The sequence below is a fragment of the Streptomyces piniterrae genome, assembly GCF_005048155.1.
Taxonomy (GTDB): domain Bacteria; phylum Actinomycetota; class Actinomycetes; order Streptomycetales; family Streptomycetaceae; genus Streptomyces; species Streptomyces piniterrae.
This window is the reverse complement of sequence record NZ_SUMB01000001.1, coordinates 151,305-168,185: the sequence shown is the minus strand read 5'-3', so window position 1 is coordinate 168,185 and position 16,881 is coordinate 151,305. Positions and strand designations below refer to the sequence as shown.

16 protein-coding genes are annotated in these 16,881 nt (G+C 71.1%); 7 read left to right on the top strand and 9 right to left on the bottom strand.

All coding sequences use genetic code 11. From position 1 onward, the window contains the following. Positions 1 to 48: 48 nt before the first annotated feature. Positions 49 to 1,533, bottom strand: a complete 1,485-nt coding sequence (locus FCH28_RS00765; protein WP_136737692.1) for a long-chain-fatty-acid--CoA ligase — start codon at positions 1,531 to 1,533, stop codon at positions 49 to 51. A 152-nt stretch (positions 1,534 to 1,685) separates the two neighbouring features. Between FCH28_RS00765 and FCH28_RS00760 the strand changes: the two genes are divergently transcribed. Both FCH28_RS00760 and FCH28_RS00755 read left to right on the top strand, forming a co-directional pair. Further along, complete coding sequence (locus FCH28_RS00760; RefSeq protein ID WP_187363737.1) at positions 1,686 to 2,900, top strand: PucR family transcriptional regulator; 1,215 nt, start codon at positions 1,686 to 1,688, stop codon at positions 2,898 to 2,900. 101 nt (positions 2,901 to 3,001) lie between these two features. Then, complete coding sequence (locus FCH28_RS00755) at positions 3,002 to 3,487, top strand: Lrp/AsnC family transcriptional regulator (RefSeq protein WP_136737691.1); 486 nt, start codon at positions 3,002 to 3,004, stop codon at positions 3,485 to 3,487. On the opposite strand, the gene FCH28_RS00750 is transcribed toward FCH28_RS00755, so the two are convergent. The 6 genes from FCH28_RS00750 to FCH28_RS00725 form a co-directional block, all read right to left on the bottom strand. Then, complete coding sequence (locus tag FCH28_RS00750; RefSeq protein ID WP_136737690.1) at positions 3,475 to 4,392, bottom strand: Vgb family protein; 918 nt, start codon at positions 4,390 to 4,392, stop codon at positions 3,475 to 3,477. The genes FCH28_RS00755 and FCH28_RS00750 overlap by 13 nt on opposite strands. Positions 4,393 to 4,640: 248 nt before the next feature. Beyond that, a complete protein-coding gene (locus FCH28_RS00745) occupies positions 4,641 to 5,723 on the bottom strand; it encodes a sugar ABC transporter substrate-binding protein (RefSeq protein ID WP_136737689.1) in 1,083 nt (360 codons plus the stop codon). A 479-nt stretch (positions 5,724 to 6,202) separates the two neighbouring features. After that, a complete protein-coding gene (locus tag FCH28_RS00740; RefSeq protein WP_136737688.1) occupies positions 6,203 to 7,378 on the bottom strand; it encodes a hypothetical protein in 1,176 nt (391 codons plus the stop codon). Positions 7,379 to 7,433: 55 nt separating this feature from the next. Further along, a complete protein-coding gene (locus FCH28_RS00735; RefSeq protein WP_136737687.1) occupies positions 7,434 to 8,126 on the bottom strand; it encodes a dioxygenase family protein in 693 nt (230 codons plus the stop codon). A gap of 147 nt (positions 8,127 to 8,273) precedes the next feature. After that, a complete protein-coding gene (locus FCH28_RS00730; RefSeq protein WP_246102218.1) occupies positions 8,274 to 10,832 on the bottom strand; it encodes an ATP-binding protein in 2,559 nt (852 codons plus the stop codon). A 102-nt stretch (positions 10,833 to 10,934) separates the two neighbouring features. Next, on the bottom strand, positions 10,935 to 11,693 hold the full coding sequence (locus tag FCH28_RS00725) for a type 1 glutamine amidotransferase domain-containing protein (RefSeq protein ID WP_136737685.1): 759 nt from the start codon (positions 11,691 to 11,693) through the stop codon (positions 10,935 to 10,937). 160 nt (positions 11,694 to 11,853) lie between these two features. Between FCH28_RS00725 and FCH28_RS00720 the strand changes: the two genes are divergently transcribed. The 5 genes from FCH28_RS00720 (at position 11,854) to FCH28_RS00705 (ending at position 15,954) form a co-directional block, all read left to right on the top strand. Then, positions 11,854 to 12,570 (top strand): RlpA-like double-psi beta-barrel domain-containing protein, encoded by a 717-nt coding sequence (locus tag FCH28_RS00720; RefSeq protein ID WP_136737684.1) that lies wholly within the window; start codon positions 11,854 to 11,856, stop codon positions 12,568 to 12,570. A 431-nt stretch (positions 12,571 to 13,001) separates the two neighbouring features. Continuing rightward, complete coding sequence (locus FCH28_RS00715) at positions 13,002 to 14,207, top strand: LLM class flavin-dependent oxidoreductase (RefSeq protein WP_136737683.1); 1,206 nt, start codon at positions 13,002 to 13,004, stop codon at positions 14,205 to 14,207. Between the two features lie 135 nt (positions 14,208 to 14,342). Beyond that, positions 14,343 to 14,474 carry a hypothetical protein gene (locus FCH28_RS39630; RefSeq protein ID WP_281289665.1) on the top strand — a complete coding sequence of 44 codons (132 nt, stop codon included), beginning with the start codon at positions 14,343 to 14,345 and terminating at the stop codon, positions 14,472 to 14,474. A gap of 24 nt (positions 14,475 to 14,498) precedes the next feature. Continuing rightward, complete coding sequence (locus FCH28_RS00710; protein ID WP_246102216.1) at positions 14,499 to 14,774, top strand: hypothetical protein; 276 nt, start codon at positions 14,499 to 14,501, stop codon at positions 14,772 to 14,774. Positions 14,775 to 14,781: 7 nt separating this feature from the next. Beyond that, the gene (locus tag FCH28_RS00705; RefSeq protein WP_187363736.1) at positions 14,782 to 15,954 is read left to right on the top strand and encodes an NAD(P)-binding domain-containing protein; all 1,173 of its coding nucleotides are present in this window, start codon (positions 14,782 to 14,784) and stop codon (positions 15,952 to 15,954) included. Here FCH28_RS00705 and FCH28_RS00700 read toward each other — a convergent pair. After that, entirely contained in the window at positions 15,915 to 16,508 is a 594-nt protein-coding gene (locus tag FCH28_RS00700; RefSeq protein ID WP_136737682.1) for a GTP-binding protein, read from the bottom strand. The genes FCH28_RS00705 and FCH28_RS00700 overlap by 40 nt on opposite strands. Further along, on the bottom strand, positions 16,489 to 16,872 hold the full coding sequence (locus FCH28_RS00695) for a DUF742 domain-containing protein (RefSeq protein ID WP_136737681.1): 384 nt from the start codon (positions 16,870 to 16,872) through the stop codon (positions 16,489 to 16,491). Before FCH28_RS00695 ends, FCH28_RS00700 begins: the two co-directional genes overlap by 20 nt. Positions 16,873 to 16,881 lie beyond the last annotated feature (9 nt).

The window sequence follows — 16,881 nt, the reverse complement described above, 5'->3', positions numbered from 1 at the left end:
CGCTGTCGCTGATCGGCCCGTGCCCGTGCCCCCGGCGGTGTAACGGCGTTACTGAGGCCGCTCGATCCGGCACTTGAGGATCTTGCCGGTGGGGCCGGTGGGCAGCGCGTCGACCAGCCAGACATGGCGCGGGTAGGTGGACGCCTCGACGCGTTCCCTGACGTACTCCCGCAGTTCCTCGGCGTCGGTCCGTGCCCCGGGCCTGGTGACGACCGCGGCCGCGACCTCCTCGCCGAAGCGGTCGTCGGGTACGCCGACCACCGCGGCCTGCGCCACCGCGGGGTGGCCGTACAGGACTTCCTCGATCTCGCGCGGCGAGACCTGGCAGCCACCGCGGATGATCATGTCCTGTTTGCGGTCGACGATGAAGTAATAGCCGTCCGCGTCCTGCCGGGCCAGGTCACCGGTGCGCAGCCAGCCGTCCGGGATGGCGGCGCGTGTCTCCGCGGGCCGTCGCCAGTATTCCTGCATCACGTTCGGTCCACGGACGGCGAGTTCGCCGATCCGGCCCGGCCGGACGTCCGCCCCGTGCTCGTCCAGCAGCCGCATCCGCACCTCGCGCACCGGGGTGCCGATAGAGCCGGGTTTGCGCGGGCGGTCCGGGTGGTTGAAGGAGACGATCGAAGCGGTCTCGGACATGCCGAAGCCCTCCAGGACGGCACAGCCGAAGACCAGCTCGAACTCGTACAGGACCTCCACGGGCAGCGAGGACCCGCCGGAGACGCATAACCGCAGCGAGGAGACGTCCGCTTCGTGCACCGCCGGATGATGCAGCAGCGCGGAGAACATGGCCGGTACGCCGTCGAAGACCGTCACCCGGTCCCGCGCGATGGCCCCGAGGACCGCCCCGGGTTCGAAGCGCGGTACGAGCGTGAGCGAAGCGCCTCTGTGGATCACGGAGTTCATCGCGCAGACCTGCCCGAAGGAGTGGAACAGCGGCAGACAGCCCAGCACCACGTCCGCGGGTCCGAGGTGCTGCAACGTCGTGGCGTTCACCTTGGTGTTGTGCGCGATACCGCCGTGGGTGAGCGCCGCGCCCTTGGGCCGGCCGGTCGTGCCGGAGGTGTAGAGGAGCACCGCGAGGTCCGCGTCGCGTACGGCGGCCACTTCGCGATCCGGCGCAGGCCTCCGAGCGGCGAACTCGCCGGCCCCGACGGGGAGCAGGTCGGTGTCGGCCGCCGCGGCCCCCTGAGCGCTCCCGCCGGGACCGTCGCGCCAGGCGTACAGAACGGAAGCGCCCGAGTCCCTCAGGTGGTACTCCGTCTCGCGTTCCGTCAGCAGCGGGTCGAGCGGCACGACGATGCCGCCCGCCCTGAGGACGCCGAAGTAGAGCGCCACGAACTCCGGCACGTTCGGCAGCATCACGGCGACCCGGTCGCCCGGTGTCACGCCCCGGGCCCGCAGATCGGCCGCGACGTGGGCCGACAGCGCGTCGAGCGCCGCGTATGTCACAGTCTGCGTGCCGAGACGGACGGCGGGCCGGTCGGGGAACCTACGTGCCGACTTGACCAGCCTCGTCGCCAGATTGGGCATGCACGTCTCCCGGAAATCAGCGGTTGCCGACAAGGTTGCCGACAATGCGGACATCGTCCTCTCGGCGGGCGGCGCGGACCATGGTCCGGCCCCCTCGATCCGCCGCCCCTCGTTGTTCCCACGCACAAACAGGCGGCAGGTACGCTGCGCCAATGGACTGTCCGGCGCCCCGCGAGGAGATCATCCCCGTGGCCACCGCTCTGCTCGGGCGCGTGCCCGAACTCGCCGAGCGACTGGCCCGGCGGATCCGGGACGAGGTGGACGCCTACCGCGATGAGGCACTCGTCCCCCCGGACTCACTGCGGGAGTCCTGCGAGAGCAATGTGGAAGTGCCCCTGCTGCATCTGGCCGGGCGGGGCTCCCCCGTCAATCGGGCCACCGCCCGCGAGACCGGCAGGGTGCGGGCGCTCCAGGACGTCCCGCTCTCCGACACCCTGCGCGCTTTCCGTATCGGCTTCGAATTCGTCTGGGCGGAGCTGATCGCCGAAGCGCGGGACGCCCACGACGTCTCCAGCCGCACGCTGGTGGCGCTGTCGTCCGAGATGTGGCGGCAGGTCGGCGCCTACTCCGACGCGATGACCGCGTCCTACCGTGAGACCGCGGCCGAGTTGCTGCTCCAGCGCGAGCACGAGCGGTCCGTCCTGGTGGAGGCGCTGTTCACGGGGGTCATCGCCGATCAGACCACGCTGTGGGAAACGGCCCGGATCCTGGGCCTGCCGGCCGCCGGGCCGTTCATCGTGGTGGCGGCGGCCGTCCCCGCACCGGGACGCGAGGCGCTCCCCGGCATCGAGGCGACGCTCCGTACCGAGCACCTTCCCTCCGCCTGGCGCCTGTTGCCCGACCAGCAGATCGGGGTGCTGTCCGTGCCGCCGGTGAGTACGGAGGCGGCGGCCCTGCGGGCCCTGGAGAAGTCCGCGGCGCGCGTCGGCGTCAGCCCGCCGTACGACTCGCTGCGCGACACTCCCCAGGCCCTGCACTACGCGCGGCTGGCGCTGGCCGGTCTGCCGGCGGGTCGGCCCGGTGTCGCCCGCTTCGACGACAATCCGGTGGCGATGCTCGTCGCCGCTGCCCCGGTGGAGGCGGCCCGCGTGGCCCGGACCGTCCTGAGCAGGATCCTGGACCTGCCGGACGAGGAGCGCGAGCGGCTCGTGGAGACGCTTGAGCAATGGTTCGCCGCGGCCGGATCCGCTGCCGAGGCCGGCCGTCTGCTGTACTGCCATGCCAATACGGTGCGCTATCGCCTGCGCCGGGTGGAGGAGCTGACCGGCCGGTCGCTCCAGGACCCGTGCGCCGTCGCGGACTTCAGAGCGGCGCTGCAGGCGCTGCGGGTGGTGCCGGAGGGGACGTTGCCGGGCAACTCGGCGTGAGAGGGACGGGCGTCGGAGGGACGGTCACCGGGGGACGGGCACCAGAGGGGCGGGTGGCCAGGCAAACGCCTCGCCGACTGGGCCATTGGTACAGTCGAAGGATGGCTGTGGACGCTCTCGACGCGAAGATCCTCCGGCTGCTGCTGGAGCAGCCGCGCACCAGTGTGCGGGAGTACGCGCGCGTCCTCGGTATCGCCCGCGGCACGGTGCAGGCTCGTCTGGACCGGCTGGAGCGGGACGGGGTGATCACGGCCTACAGCCCTCGGCTGTCGCCCGCCGCCCTCGGCCACCCCGTGCTGGCGTTTGTGCACATCGAGGTGACCCAGGGACGGCTGGAGGAGGTCGCCGCCGCGCTGGCCGAGGTGCCGCAGATCATCGAGGCGTTCTCGACGACCGGCGGCGGAGATCTGCTCACCCGGGTGGTGGCGCGGGACGCGGAGCATCTGGAGGACGTGATCCAGCGGCTGATCAGCCTGCCGGGGGTGGTGCGTACGCGTACCGAGGTGGCGCTGCGCGAGCGGGTGCCGCACCGGATGCTGCCGCTGGTGGAGTCGGTGGGCGGGCCGGCCGCGGCTCAGCGCGGCTGAGCGGGTCCACCGACGCCGATCCGGGCCAGCGATCCCGTCTCCAGGGCGACCCAGAGCGCGCCGTCGGGCCCCAGGGCGATGCCGTGCGGCTCCGAGGCGCGGTCCGGGAGGTCGTATCCGTCGATCCGCCCGTCGGTGGTGATCCGGCCGACCCGGCCGGCGCCCCACTCGGTGAACCACAGCGCGCCGTCCGGGCCCGCGGCGATGGCGTGCGGGCGGGACTGCCGGTCCGGAAGCGGGAATTCGTCGATGCCGCCGGTACTGATCCGGCCGATCTGTCCTGCGGCGATCTCCACGAACCACAGCGCGCCATCCGGTCCCGGCGCGATTCCGACCGGCCCCGCCTCGGGGGTGGGCAGCTGATGAAGGCTGACGTCGCCGTCGACCGTGATCCGGCCGATCCGGCCGCCGGCCTGGTTGACGGTGAACCACAGCGCGCCGTCCGGGCCCGCGGCGATGACCGACGGGAAGCCGCCGGCGGTCGGCAGGGCGTACTCGCTGATCTCGCCGTCCGTGGTGATCCGGCCGATGCGGTCGACCGCGGACTCGGTGAACCACAGTGCGCCGTCGGGCCCGGCGGCGATGCCGAGCGGCCCGGCGTTCTCGGTCGGCAGGGCGAACGAGCTGATCCGCCCGTCCGTGCCGATCCGACCGATGCGGTGCGCCTTGTACTCGGTGAACCAGAGGGCGCCGTCGGCCCCCGCGGTGATCATCGTCGGCCCGCCGGAGGCGGAGTCCAGGTCGTACGTGGTGACCTTGCCGTCCGTGGTGACCCGCGCGATGCCGCCCCCGTGCACCAGCGTGCACCACAGCGCACCGTCCGGGCCCGGAGCGAGCGCGTACGGCCCGGCGTCGGGGCCGGCGATCGTGAACTCCTGGATGGTGACCTCGGTTTGCTGCGGCATGGGCTGAGCGGATCCTCTCGGGGGACGGTGAGGTGACGACATGGGCAGCGCCAAAGGGGCGCCTTACAGCCAATTGATCACACATCAGCTGATCCGTCGTCAATCGATAAATCACCGTCCGCGCCCACGGACGCCCACGGACGCCCACGCGGGCTCGCGCGGGCTCACGCGGGCTCACGCGGACAGGAAACAGGAAGGCCCGCCGCTCCGTGGCGGCGGGCCTTCCTTCAGACGTAACGGCATGAAATTTACTCCAGGCCAATGGATTTGCAGGCGGCGGCCAGGTCCTTGGTGCAGAGCAGGTCGGTACGGACGACTCCGTCCAGGACCACGGTGTCCTTCAAATTCTTCCTGGTGACGATCTCGGCATCGAACAGCTTCGCCGGAATATCGGCCTTGCTGTTGCTGTCGGCGGTCGTCGAGGTCAGGGACGCGATGCTCTTGCCCCGCAGCAGCCGGAAGGCGATCTCGGCGGCGGTTTCCGCTTCCGGCCTGACCTCCTTGTAGATGGTGAAGGACTGCGTGCCCTTAATGATGCGCTGCAGTGCGGCGTTTTCGGCGTCCTGGCCGCCGAGCGGCACATTCTTGATGCCCGCCGACTTGAGTGCCTCGGCGATGCCGCCGGCCATGCCGTCGTTGGCCGAGTAGACGGCGTCGAATCCGTCGACGCCAATGGCGTTGATGACCTCGGTCATCTTCTTCCTGGCCTCGGCCGGCGACCAGTCGGGGATGTCGTTCTCGGAAACGATCTTATTGACCTTGCGGTCCAGGACCGCGTGCGCGCCCTTCTTGAAGGACGGTGCGTTCGGATCGGTCGGTGAGCCGTTCATCATGACGACATCGGCGGTGGCCGCCTGGGAGCCCAGCGCCGCGGCGATTCCCTGGCCCTGGAGCCGGCCGACGTTCTCGTTGTCGTAGGAGACGTACGCCTTGACATTGCCCTCGGCGAGCCGGTCGTACGCGATGACCTTGACGCCCTTCTTGGCGGCCGCGTCCACCCAGCTTCCGGCGGCCTGAGCATCGACCGGGTCAAGGATGATGACCTTGACGCCCTTCTTCACCAGACCCTCGAACTGCATTTTCTGGGTGTCCACCGATGCTTTTGCATTTCGGTAGTCCAATTCACATTCAAGGCAGAGCGTGGCGACTCTTCGAGAAATGATGCGGTGGTCGAATTTCTCGTAACGGTCCGCCTTGTCCTCCGGCAGAAGAAGACCGATGGTGTCCTTGCCGAGACCTGCGTCGTGTTTCTCTTCTCCGCAGGCCGCCAACGGCACGGCGAGCGAAAGTGCCATCGCACTGATCACGATGCGACGCAGTCTTGCATTCATTTCAGGTACCTCCCATGGGGCCGCCCTGACCGGCCCGGAACTGCTGAAGTGAACGACACCGCTACGCCCCCGTCAAGAATCGAGGCCACAACGATATGAAAGAGTGTTGTGTATTGACCAAGCAAAGAGGGAGGGTTTGTTCGACAGGGCGTCAAGTAGGTGGCCCGACATGGCGGACGGGATGGGCGGGACGGCGACGACACCCCGGCCGCTCCAGGGTGAACGCCGGCCGCCTTTTCACCATTTGTCCGTACGCCCCACGATGATCACGGGTGCCCGCATTCGTCCCCGTCCGCGTTCACCAGCCGCATCAGGATCTTCCGGTGGCTCGACATGTGCGCCTTTCCACATGCGCGCCTTTCCCCATGGGCACCGGTCCGCATGTGCGCCTTTCCGTGGACCGCGGATTCTCCGCGCCTCAGCCGTGGAAATCAGCCGCATCAACGATCCGACGACCGATGTTTCTCCGCGCGGCCGGATCAGCCCTTCATGCGGGTGATCGCCGGGGCAAGGTCCCCTTGTTCGGCGATTCCGGCGACCCAGAGATCGGCGCTGTTCGGCACCGTGGCGAAGCCCCGTACGACGACGCCCGGACCAGCGGCTTCGTCCCACCGATTCGTGTGCCCGTTCCAGCGCAGGGCGACGGGAGCGGAGCCCTTGCCGCCCACCGCCCAGAGTTCGCCGTCCCCGGCCCGGCCGACGGCACGCAACCGCCCGTCCGCCACATCCGGGGTGTCCGCCGCCGACCACTTCACACCGTCCCAGTGCAGCGCGTAGGGGCGCTCCGCGCTTCCGGAGGTGCTGCCGCCCACCGCCCAGACGTCGTCGGCGGCGAACGCGGTGATCCCCCCGAGCCAGGCGTGGCCCACCTCCGGGCCGGGCGCGTCGACCCGCTTCCAGCTTGTGCCGTCCCAGTGCAGCAGCAGAGCCGTCTGCGGCGACTTCCCTTCCCCGGCGTAGTCCGCGCCCACGGCCCAGACGTCATCCGGTGCCACCGCCGTCACGCCGCTCAGCTCACCCTTCCCGACATCCGGAAGGTCCTGCCGGTGCCAGCTCTTGCCGTCCCACGACTGGATGGCGGGCACCGAGTCCTTGATCGACCGTGCCATCGCCCGGCCCACCGTCCAGGCCTGCCCGTCGGAGGTGGTCGTCACGGCTTCGGGCACGACACGGCCGGCCGGGTCACGGTCCAGGGGGCGCGTGGTCCAGGTCTTGCCGTCCCAATGCTCCGTCGCGCTGCCGACCGCCCAGATGTCGTCGGCGGACCGGACGGTGAGGGCCTGCGGGAAGCTGTTCTCCGGGAGCGTGGACTCCTGTGCCCAGGACGTACCGTCCCAGCGGAGTGCTACGGCTTCGAGCGCGGTCGCGCTCTTCAGCCGGTAACCCACGGCCCAGGCCTGCTTGTCGCCCAGAGCGGCTATGGCGGTCAGGTCGCCCTTCGTCACGGGTACCGGGGTCCGCTGCCACTGCCCGGTACGAGACCCGGAGTGCGCGGACGACGACGCGGGAACGGTGTGCTCCGCCGCGGCGGTCGGTTCACCGTTCCCGCCGGCGACGGCCAGGCTCCCGGCCACGACGGTGACGACGAGCGCGGCCAGCAGGGGCCTCCCGCCGGGCGGCCTGGTCCCCCTGGACGACGACGTATTCGATGGCATCACGGAATTCCTTCTCTGGTGGGGGATGGAGGTGGAATGGGGATGGGGGAATGGGTTAGGCCGTGGTCTTGAGGACGAAGTCGAACGTGCCGGTGTAGTGGCCGTTGTCCGACGCGCCGAGCCCGATGACGCAAGCGCGGTTGAGGAGCCGGTCCGCGGCGTTGAGGGCGGCGAAGTCACGGCCGTACGCCTCGGTGTCGTCGGGGAAGTACAGCTGGGTGATGAGCACGGGGCCACCGGGTGCCTGGACCTGGGTGTGGATGTGCGGCGCCCGCTGGCCCCAACGGCCCCAGTAGTCCCGGGGGATGATCGTCCGGAGCTGGAAGGCGCCCCGGCTGTTCGTGTACTGGTGACCGCGGAGCGAGAATCCCGAGGTGTCGTAGTCGCCGTTCTGGTCGCACTGCCAGAACTCGAGGAGCGTCCCGGGAAGCGGCTTGCAGGCGGTGTCGTAGACGACTCCGCCGAGGTCGAGCCGGACACCCCGGATGCCGGGGGTGATGAGGTCCGACCGTTCCGGGGAGTCGGGCTTGAACAGGGGACCCTCGATGGACGCGGGGGTCTCGTGGCCCGAGCAGGCCGGGGTGACGGCCAGGGGCGGCCCCTCTCGGCGCGCCTTCGGTGCCTCCGTCACGGCGGCCTCCGGTCCGGCCGAGGCGGCCACGGTCGCCGCGAGGGCCACCGAAGTCACGCCCGCGGAAGTGGTTTTGATGAACGCCCGCCTTGAGCCCTTCTCCTTGTCATAACGCATCCGGGTCTCCTGTCGTCCGAAAGTCGTCGTGGTGAGTCGTCGTGAGTCGTGAGTCGTCGTGAGTCGTCGTCGGAATCGGCTCACCCGGACAGCGTCTGCCACCGCACGGCGCCGCACATCGATCAGACGACCGGCGACCTGCGCGCGTTACGAAACCTCGGAGCCGGGATGTGGATGTGGATGAGTCTGCGAGGCGACCCACAGTGCGATCTGCGTACGGGACCGGAGTCCCAACTTGTCCCGGACCCGGTCGAGATGGCTGGCGACGGTGCTCTTGGAAAGCCCCAGGTGAGCAGCGATCTGACGATTGGTCAGGCTCTCCGCGACAAGTCTGGCGACCGCCGACTCGCGCTCGGTCAGCGGGGACGGAGCAACGGCACTCACGACGCCGTCCGGGTCCGCTCGTCCGGTCCCGTCACGCGTCCCCCGCGTCTCCCGCATCTCCCCCGTCTCCCGCAGCGCATACGCGAAGAGCGCGTCCCCGCGCAGCCTCCGGCCCGCCTCCAGCGCCGCCTCCGCCCTGGCGGAAGAGACCCGCTCCCTCGCCCGCGCTGCCGCCGCCTCCACCTGCCCCCGCCAATGCGCCTCGGGCTCCGTGTCGAGTCGCCGCCGCGCCGCCGCGGCCGCCGCGTACAGCCGCAGCGAACGCCGCATATCGCCCCGCTCGCCCGCCACTATGGCGAGCCCTTCCAGCGGGTAGAGCGCATGGAAGGTTTCCCCGGACGTCGTGTGGAGCACCTCCGCGAACATGTCCTCCGCGGCATCGAAGTCCCCTTGGGCCAGCCGGATGGCGCCGACGGTGTGCAACGCCGCCGTCAACTGCCCCGTAGGGGCGCCCGCTCTCAGGTCGGGCAGGCACCGGGCCATCAGCTCGTCGGCCTCCGTGGCCTGGCCGGTGTGCAGCAGTGCCCAGGCCAGGTGATGTCGGCACAGTGCGGTGTCCAGCGGCCGGCCGAGCGTACGGACCACGTCGAGGCACTCCGCGAAGACGGCGACCGCCTCGGCGAACTCACTCCGGCACAATCGCGCGGCCGCCAACGCGTCGAGGGCGTTGGCCAGCCCGCCGGGGCGGTTCCCGGCCCGCTCGACGGCCACCGCCTCGTCGGCGAGAGCGAGTGCGGCCGTGTGATCCGCCTGGAGGCAGGCGCAACGCGCGGCCAACGCCAGCGCCATCCCCCGGTGCACACCGTCCGACGCCCGGTCCAGCACCTCCGACAACACCGTCCGGGCGGCCGTCAACTGCTCCTGCTGGTAACGCAATCGGGCCAGAGCGATCGCGAGCGGGACATAGCGGCTGTCGGAACGGCCGGAGGTGTACGCCACGGCCGCCGCGAGGTTCTCCCGCTCGCCGCTCAGCGGTCCCTCCACGGTGTCGGCGAACACCGGCTCGGGGGCGCCGGCCTCCTGGCCGGCCAGCCGGTCCAGCGCCCGATGCCATGTCGTGTGCAGCTCTCCGGACTCGGCGAGCCGGTCCATCCCGTACCCGCGGATCGCACTGAGCTGCCGGAACCTCGCCGTGTCCGGATCGCCCTGCCGCATCCGTACGATCAGGGACTTGGCCTCCAGGGCGCAGACCACACGCAGCACCTGGTCAGGGCGCACCTCGGTGTCCGCGGCGCCGCCCCCTGCGCAGACCTCGGCCGCGCCCCGGGCGTCGAAGCCGCCTCCGAGGACGGACAGGCGCCGGAACACCGCCTGCTCCACGGGATCGAGTAATCGATAACTCCAGTCGATCGCCGCGCGCAGCTCGCGATGGCGGCCCGGTCCCGTCCTGCTGCCGTCGGTGAGGAGGGAGAGCTGGTCGTCCAGTCCGCGCAGAATGTCGCCCAGCGGAAGCGAACCGGTCCGGCCCGCCGCCAGCTCGATGGCCAGCGGCAGGCCGTCCAGACGCCGGCAGATCTCGGCGACGGTGCGGGCGTTGCCAGGGCCGAGTGCGAAGCCGGGGTCGGCGGCCCGCGCGCGTTCGGCGAAGAGCCGGACCGCCTCCGAGCGCAGCAGCGCCGTCGTGTCCTCGCCCGCGCCGGCCTCGCTCCCCTCGGCAGCCGACAGCGACAACTCGCCCACACGGAACACCACTTCGCCGGGCACGCGTAGCGTCTCCCGGCTGGTGGCGAGGATCCGCAGGCCTGGACAGCGGGCGAGCAGGGTCGCGGCCAGGCGTGCGCACCCCTCGACCAGGTGCTCGCAGTTGTCCAGGACGATCAGCAGCGGACGGGGACCCAGCGCGTGGACGATCGCCTCGACGCCCGCCCGGCCGCTGCGCTCGCCCGCCCCCAGTGCCGCGGCGACGGCCTGGCACAGCAGGTCGCCGTCGCGGAGCGCATCCAATTCCACGAGCTGCGCACCGCCCTCCCGGCCGCCGCGCACACCCCTCGCCAGTTCGAGCGCCAGCCGCGTCTTCCCCACTCCGCCGGGGCCGATCAGGGTGAGCAGCCGCGCGGACCTCAGCAGCGTGCGCAGCCGCGCCAGCTCTCGCTCGCGCCCCACGAAGGAGTCGAGCGCACGCGGCAGCCCGGTGCCCTGCGTCCGCGGGGCGGCCCGCTCCGGAGGGTGTCCCGCCGTGGGCTCGCGAGTCGCCCGCTCGCTCCCCGCACGTTCACGCGTCGCACGCTCCCGGAACGCGCGCTGCCGGCAGGCGCCGGAGCAGTAGCGGGCCGGCCGCCCGCCCCGTGCCCTGCCGTCCCTCGACTCGTCCCTCGACCGCACACCACGCACGGAAAGCCCGGTACCGCACACCTCACACGTCCGCGTCGTCATCACGCCGCATCTTTCCCGCGCGGCGATGCCCGCACCACGGGGCGGCGAGTTCTACGAACCACCCGCGCCCTCCAGCAGTTCCCGGAACCGGCGGCCGAAAAGGTATGCGTCCCCCGGCCATCGCGCCGAGAGATAGTTGCCGTCCCGCACCACGAACGCCGGACCGTCGTCGGTCGCGGTGCCGCGCGCGGAGAGCACCCGCGGGCCGCGTGCGAACTGCGTGGCCGGGGCGTCCAGGGCGGCCCTGACCTCGTCCTCCACATAGGCCGGATAGGTGCGGTAGTAGCGGCCGAGGCGCCAGCCGGTGGCCAGATAGACCGAGCGTTCCATGTACTTCGGGAGACAGGTCGTACGGCGGCCGGCCAGCACGCTGCGGCCGCCGGCGGCTTCGCGCGTCCGTGCCAGCACCAGTACGCCATGGCAGATCGCCCCGACCGGCCGGTCCAGTGCCCAGAACCTGCCGATCTGCCGCCGCAGCGCCTCCGAGCCCAGGTACTGCCGCATGCCCGGCGCGTGACCGCCCGGCAGGATCAGTCCGTCGTACGCCTCCGGGTCCAGCTCCGCCCACCCGGCCGTGGCGGCGAACTCCTCGCTCCGGGTGAGCTCCTCGTAGAACCGCTTGGGCTCCGCCGCGGCGCCGAGCCGCCCGAAGAGGACGCCGCTCAGCAGCAGCGGGTCGCAGGCCGGCCGGGTCCCGGCCCGCTCGGTGGCGAAGACGACCTGGTGGCCCGCGTCGGTGAGGATCCGCCATGGCACGGCCACCTCGGTGACGTCGAAATCGCGGTCGGGAAGCGGCATGAGGACGCGCATCCGCGCATCGTAGAGCAGCTGCTCACGACGATCGACGGCGGCGCTTTGTCATCCACCGACAAGTTCGCGGTGGGGATGAGCGGGCCTGCCGTCCTCGACGTACTCGCCTGCAACCGAACCCGCTCCCCCGGGGTTCTACAGTCGAGGACAGGAGTCATGGATGTCCCGCAAGAGAAGAGTCGGGAAGGGTACGAAAATCGCCCTCGTCGCCAGCGCCGCGTCGCTGGTCGGTGGCATCGCCATTGTCACCACGGGCACCAGCCAGGCGTCCGCGGCGTGCGACGGGTTGGCCACCGCACTGAGCAACAACCAGAAGTTCATCGCCGAGCAACAGGCCAACCCCGACGCCCAGTCGGCCGCCCGAATAGCCAACCGGCAGGCCGTGATCAAGCAGATCGAGGTGCAGCAGAAAGCCGCCGGCTGCGCGAGCGATGGCGGCGGTGGCGGCGGCGCTGCTGAAGACGGCGGCGGTGGCGGTGCCGAAGAGGGCGGCGGTGGCGGTGCCGAAGAGGGCGGTGACGCCAATGCGGAGGCCCCGCCCGCAGCCGGCGACCAGGCGCCCGGCTCCGGCTCGGACGCTGACGCCGGCTCGGACGCCGGCTCGGGCTCCGGATCCGCGGCGCCGAGCGGCGATGTCGTCTGCCCAGGGTCGACGGTGACCCTCTCCGGCGAGGGCGGCGCCCCGGCCGCCTCCAGTGGCGAGTTCCCCGCAGGCACCAAGCTGAAGGTGACCAACCTGGACAACGACAAGTCGACCACCGTGGAGGTCACTTCGACGTCGGGCAGCTGCGTACTGCTCAACAACGCGGCGTTCGAGGAAGTGCGTGAAGCGGGCAAGTTCCTGATTCGCAACGCCCGGATCGAGCGCGTCGGGTAGCCCCCCGGATCAACCCCACCCACCGGGTGCGCCACAGACGCCAGGCTGTGGCGCACCCCCATGTGGTGCCGCGGCCCCGGCAAACGGCCGCCGCAATACCCGTGCAACAGCCGCCGCAATCCCCGTGCAACAAAGGTCCACCGGCCGAGACGACGTTTGACCCGTCTCGGAGCGCACCGCTACGTTCGGCCACATGCCCACGTCAGCCCTGCTCATCACGCGCGGTCACATCGACCTGCTGCGGGTGGCCTCCGCCGCGTGTCGCCGCGGCCGCTGACGCCTTTTCGCGCGCTCCGCTCGGCTCACCTCGCCTCTTCGGGTCGCTCGTCGATCCCGCTTCCACGTCGACCCCCGCTACGTCGATCCCCGCTTCAACAGTGATCTGCCGTCGTCGACTACGGCGCCGCGCAGCTACGGAAAGGCCGGCTGACATGCCCGTACAGCTGCATTGGTTTCTGCCGACCGGCGGCGACGGGCGGACGCTCGTCGACCGGCACGCCTACACGGACGGCGGCATCCGGCGCGACCGCATCACGCCGGTCACGGGGGTGCGGGCACCGGACATCGAGTATCTGGCCCAAATCGCCAAGGCCGCCGAGCAGTTGGGGTTCGAGGCGGTACTCACGCCGACCGGCACCTGGTGCGAGGACGCCTGGCTGACGACGGTGGCGCTCACCCAGGTCACCGAGCGGCTGAAGTTCCTGGTCGCGTTCCGGCCCGGGGTGATCTCGCCGGTGCTGGCCGCGCAGATGGCCGCGACCTATCAGCGGATCTCGCGCGGGCGGCTGCTGCTGAACGTGGTCACCGGCGGCGACTCGACCGAGCAGAAGCGGTTCGGCGATCATCTGGACCACGATCGACGCTATGCCCGTACGGATGAGTTCCTCCAGGTCGTACGGGGCGTGTGGAGCGGCGAGCCGTTCGACTTCCAGGGCGATCACTACCAGGTCGAGGGCGGCCTGACGGCACTGCCGCCGGACCCGCTGCCGCAGGTCTTCTTCGGTGGTTCGTCGGCGGCCGCGGGGCCGGTCGCCGCCCGGAACGCGGATGTGTATCTCACCTGGGGCGAGCCGCCCGAGCAGGTCAAGCAGAAGATCGACTGGATCCGGGGGCTGGCCGAGCAGGAGGGCCGTACGGTCCGCTTCGGCATCCGGCTGCACACCATCTCGCGGGACTCCGCCAAGGACGCCTGGGCGACCGCCGGCCGGCTGCTCGACGATCTCGATCCGGACACCGTCGCGGCAGCCCAACAGGCCCTGGGCAGAAGCGAGTCGGTGGGCCAGCAGCGGATGCTGGCACTGCACGGCGGCTCGCGCGACAAGCTGGAGATCGCACCCAATCTGTGGGCGGGCGTCGGGCTCGTCCGCGGCGGGGCGGGCACCGCACTGGTCGGCAGCCATGCCGAGGTGGCCGACCGGATCGAGGAGTATCACGCCCTGGGCATCGACCACTTCGTCCTCTCCGGCTATCCACACATGGAAGAGGCCTACTGGTTCGGCGAGGGCGTTCGCCCGGAGCTCGCCGCCCGCGGCCTGCTGGACCCGGTCCCGTCGCCTCTCAAGGGCGTACCGGCCGCCAACGGCCGCCCGGCGTCCGCGCCCGGAGGGGCGCCGCTGTTGGTGGCGGGCGGTCGCTGACAGGGGAGCGCGGCGGTCAGGGCGGGCGGCGGTCCACGCGATGCGACCGCGCTGAGGGCCTGTCCGATCGGGTCAGGGCCGGCAAAGCCCTAAACCCTTGGCGCAGGCCATGCGGGGCGCGGCATCATCGGCGCCATGCCCCGCCCCCGCCACGACCGCGACCACGACCACGACCGCGCCGCACTCCCCCGCGCCGAGACGATCACCATCGCCGCGTACGAGAATCTGCCGGGCGCCCCGCACCCAGGGGCGGCACTGCACGCTTGACTGCGGGACCGCGGGATCGACTGGATGCCGTTCCAGGACGGCGACATCCGATACGACCTCGCCTGTGGGCCAGGGCCTGACGGCCGCTGGCGCGGCTGGATCTCGGTGGGTGTCCGGGCCGACGCGCTGCGCCCGCTCGGACTCCACCCCGACCAGCCCACCTCGACGATCATCAGCCCCTCGCGGCCGGACTGGTGGTACGCCGCGGCGGCACGGGCCGTCGACCATCCGCCCCGTCCCGCCCGGGTTCACCGGCCTGCTCGATCCCGCCGGGAAGACAGTCACCCCTCCCCGCGTTAGTGGAAGCATGAACTACACCGGCGAGGTGCGCAAAGTCGAGGTCGTGGTGATAGGCGCAGGTCAGGCGGGTCTGGCCGCCGCCTTTCACCTCCAGCGGGTCGGTTACGTCCCCGACCGGGATTTCGTCGTTCTCGATCACTCGCCGCGGCCCGGTGGTGCCTGGCAGTTCCGATGGCCCACATTGACGTACGGCAAGGTGCACGGGATGCACGCCTTGCCGGGTATGGAGTTGGCGGATGCCGATCCGCGGCGGCCGTCGTCCGAGGTGATCGGCGGGTACTTCGACAGCTACGAGAGGGCCTTCGGGCTGCGGGTGCACCGGCCGGTGAGGGTGCTCGCGGTGCGGGACGGCTCCGGAGGGCGGCTGCTGGTGGAGACCTCGGAGGGCGGTTATGCGGCGCGGGCGCTGATCAACGCGACCGGCACATGGGACCGGCCGTTCTGGCCGCGCTTTCCCGGGCAGGAGACGTTCCTCGGCCGTCAGCTGCACAGTTCACGTTACGAGGGTCCTGAGGCGTTCCGCGGGTCGCGGGTCGTGGTGGTGGGTGGCGGGACATCGGCCGTACAGCAGCTGATGGAGATCGCACCGGTCGCCGCCGCGACGACCTGGGTGACACGGCGGCCGCCGGTGTTCCGCGAGGGGCCGTTCGGCGAGGAGCAGGGCCGGGCCGCGGTCGCCCTCGTCGAGCAGCGGGTCAGGGAGGGGCTGCCGCCGCGGAGTGTGGTGAGTGTGACCGGGCTGCCGATGACCGAGGCGATCCGGCGGGCCCGGGAGAGTGGTGTGCTGGAGCGGCTGCCGATGTTCGAACAGGTTACGCCCGGCGGTGTGAGCTGGGCGGACGGGCGGGACGTCGAAGCCGACACGATTCTGTACGCGACCGGATTCCGCGCCGCCATCGACCATCTCGCGCCGCTGAGGCTGCGCGAGCCCGGCGGCGGCATCCGGATGGGCGGCACCCGCGCGCTGCGCGACGCGCGGGTGCACCTCGTCGGCTACGGGCCGTCGGCCAGCACCATCGGCGCCAACCGGGCGGGCCGTGCCGCGGTCCGCGACATCCGCCGACTGCTCGACGGGACTCCGGAAACCCAGACGCCTGAGAGCCCTGAGAGCCCTGAGAGTCCTGAGAGTCCTCAACTCGCCTACGAAGATGGTGCGTTGGCGTCCAGCCTCGCCTCGTAGGACGAGGCCGCGTGCTCCACCAGGCGGATCAGCACCTCCTTGCAGGACTCCCGTTCCCGGGCGTCGCACAGCACCACCGGGGTCCCCGGGTCCAGGTCCAGGGCCCCTGCCACGTCCTCGGCCCGGTGGGAGCGGGCGCCTTCGAAGCAGTTGACCGCCACGACGAAGGGGACGCCGCGGTGCTCGAAGTAGTCGACCGCCGCGAAGCTGTCGGCGAGCCGCCGGGTGTCGGCGAGCACCACCGCGCCGAGCGCGCCCTGGGCCAGCTCGTCCCACAGGAACCAGAACCGGTCCTGACCCGGCGTGCCGAAGAGATACAGCGCCAGGTCGTGGTGGATGGTGATGCGTCCGAAGTCCATCGCCACGGTGGTGGTGGTCTTGTGCTGGATCCCGTCGAGACTGTCGACCGGCCGTCCGGCCTCGGTCAGCCGCTCCTCCGTGCTGAGCGGGCGGATCTCGCTGACCGAGCCGACGAGGGTCGTCTTGCCCACGCCGAACCCTCCGGCCACCAGGATCTTGAGGGCCATGAACGAGTCAGAGCGCGCGGAGTCCATCGATCACTTCCCTGAGAATGTGCGCGTCGGGCAACTGGGCGGGCGGTACCGGGCGGTTGACATGGATCAGGCCCTCGGCCAGCAGATCGCTCAACAGCACCCGGACCACACCGAGCGGCAGTCCGGAGTCGGAGGCGACCTCGGCCACCGGACGGGGGCGGTCGGCGCACAGCGTGAGGATCGCGTACTGCTCGGGCGAGAGCGCGGAGCCCTCGCCGAGCGGGCCGGGCCCCGAATCGGCATGCACCACGGCCATCAGATCGAAGGCCTCGCTGCTCGGCCGGGCCCGCCCTGCGGTCATCGCGTAGAGCCGGACCATCGGCCCCGCCTCGTCGTCGTACCAGTGCGGGGTGGAGTCGGTCATATACGGCCG

What these genes read in the sequence shown, in the direction of transcription:
- FCH28_RS00765 (WP_136737692.1), bottom strand. Translation starts at nt 1,533, where the DNA reads ATGCCCAATCTGGCGACGAGGCTGGTCAAGTCGGCACGTAGGTTCCCC.
- FCH28_RS00760 (WP_187363737.1), top strand. Translation starts at nt 1,686, where the DNA reads ATGGACTGTCCGGCGCCCCGCGAGGAGATCATCCCCGTGGCCACCGCT.
- FCH28_RS00755 (WP_136737691.1), top strand. Translation starts at nt 3,002, where the DNA reads ATGGCTGTGGACGCTCTCGACGCGAAGATCCTCCGGCTGCTGCTGGAG.
- FCH28_RS00750 (WP_136737690.1), bottom strand. Translation starts at nt 4,392, where the DNA reads ATGCCGCAGCAAACCGAGGTCACCATCCAGGAGTTCACGATCGCCGGC.
- FCH28_RS00745 (WP_136737689.1), bottom strand. Translation starts at nt 5,723, where the DNA reads ATGAATGCAAGACTGCGTCGCATCGTGATCAGTGCGATGGCACTTTCG.
- FCH28_RS00740 (WP_136737688.1), bottom strand. Translation starts at nt 7,378, where the DNA reads ATGCCATCGAATACGTCGTCGTCCAGGGGGACCAGGCCGCCCGGCGGG.
- FCH28_RS00735 (WP_136737687.1), bottom strand. Translation starts at nt 8,126, where the DNA reads ATGCGTTATGACAAGGAGAAGGGCTCAAGGCGGGCGTTCATCAAAACC.
- FCH28_RS00725 (WP_136737685.1), bottom strand. Translation starts at nt 11,693, where the DNA reads ATGCGCGTCCTCATGCCGCTTCCCGACCGCGATTTCGACGTCACCGAG.
- FCH28_RS00720 (WP_136737684.1), top strand. Translation starts at nt 11,854, where the DNA reads ATGTCCCGCAAGAGAAGAGTCGGGAAGGGTACGAAAATCGCCCTCGTC.
- FCH28_RS00715 (WP_136737683.1), top strand. Translation starts at nt 13,002, where the DNA reads ATGCCCGTACAGCTGCATTGGTTTCTGCCGACCGGCGGCGACGGGCGG.
- FCH28_RS39630 (WP_281289665.1), top strand. Translation starts at nt 14,343, where the DNA reads ATGCCCCGCCCCCGCCACGACCGCGACCACGACCACGACCGCGCCGCA.
- FCH28_RS00710 (WP_246102216.1), top strand. Translation starts at nt 14,499, where the DNA reads ATGCCGTTCCAGGACGGCGACATCCGATACGACCTCGCCTGTGGGCCA.
- FCH28_RS00705 (WP_187363736.1), top strand. Translation starts at nt 14,782, where the DNA reads ATGAACTACACCGGCGAGGTGCGCAAAGTCGAGGTCGTGGTGATAGGC.
- FCH28_RS00700 (WP_136737682.1), bottom strand. Translation starts at nt 16,508, where the DNA reads ATGGACTCCGCGCGCTCTGACTCGTTCATGGCCCTCAAGATCCTGGTG.
- FCH28_RS00695 (WP_136737681.1), bottom strand. Translation starts at nt 16,872, where the DNA reads ATGACCGACTCCACCCCGCACTGGTACGACGACGAGGCGGGGCCGATG.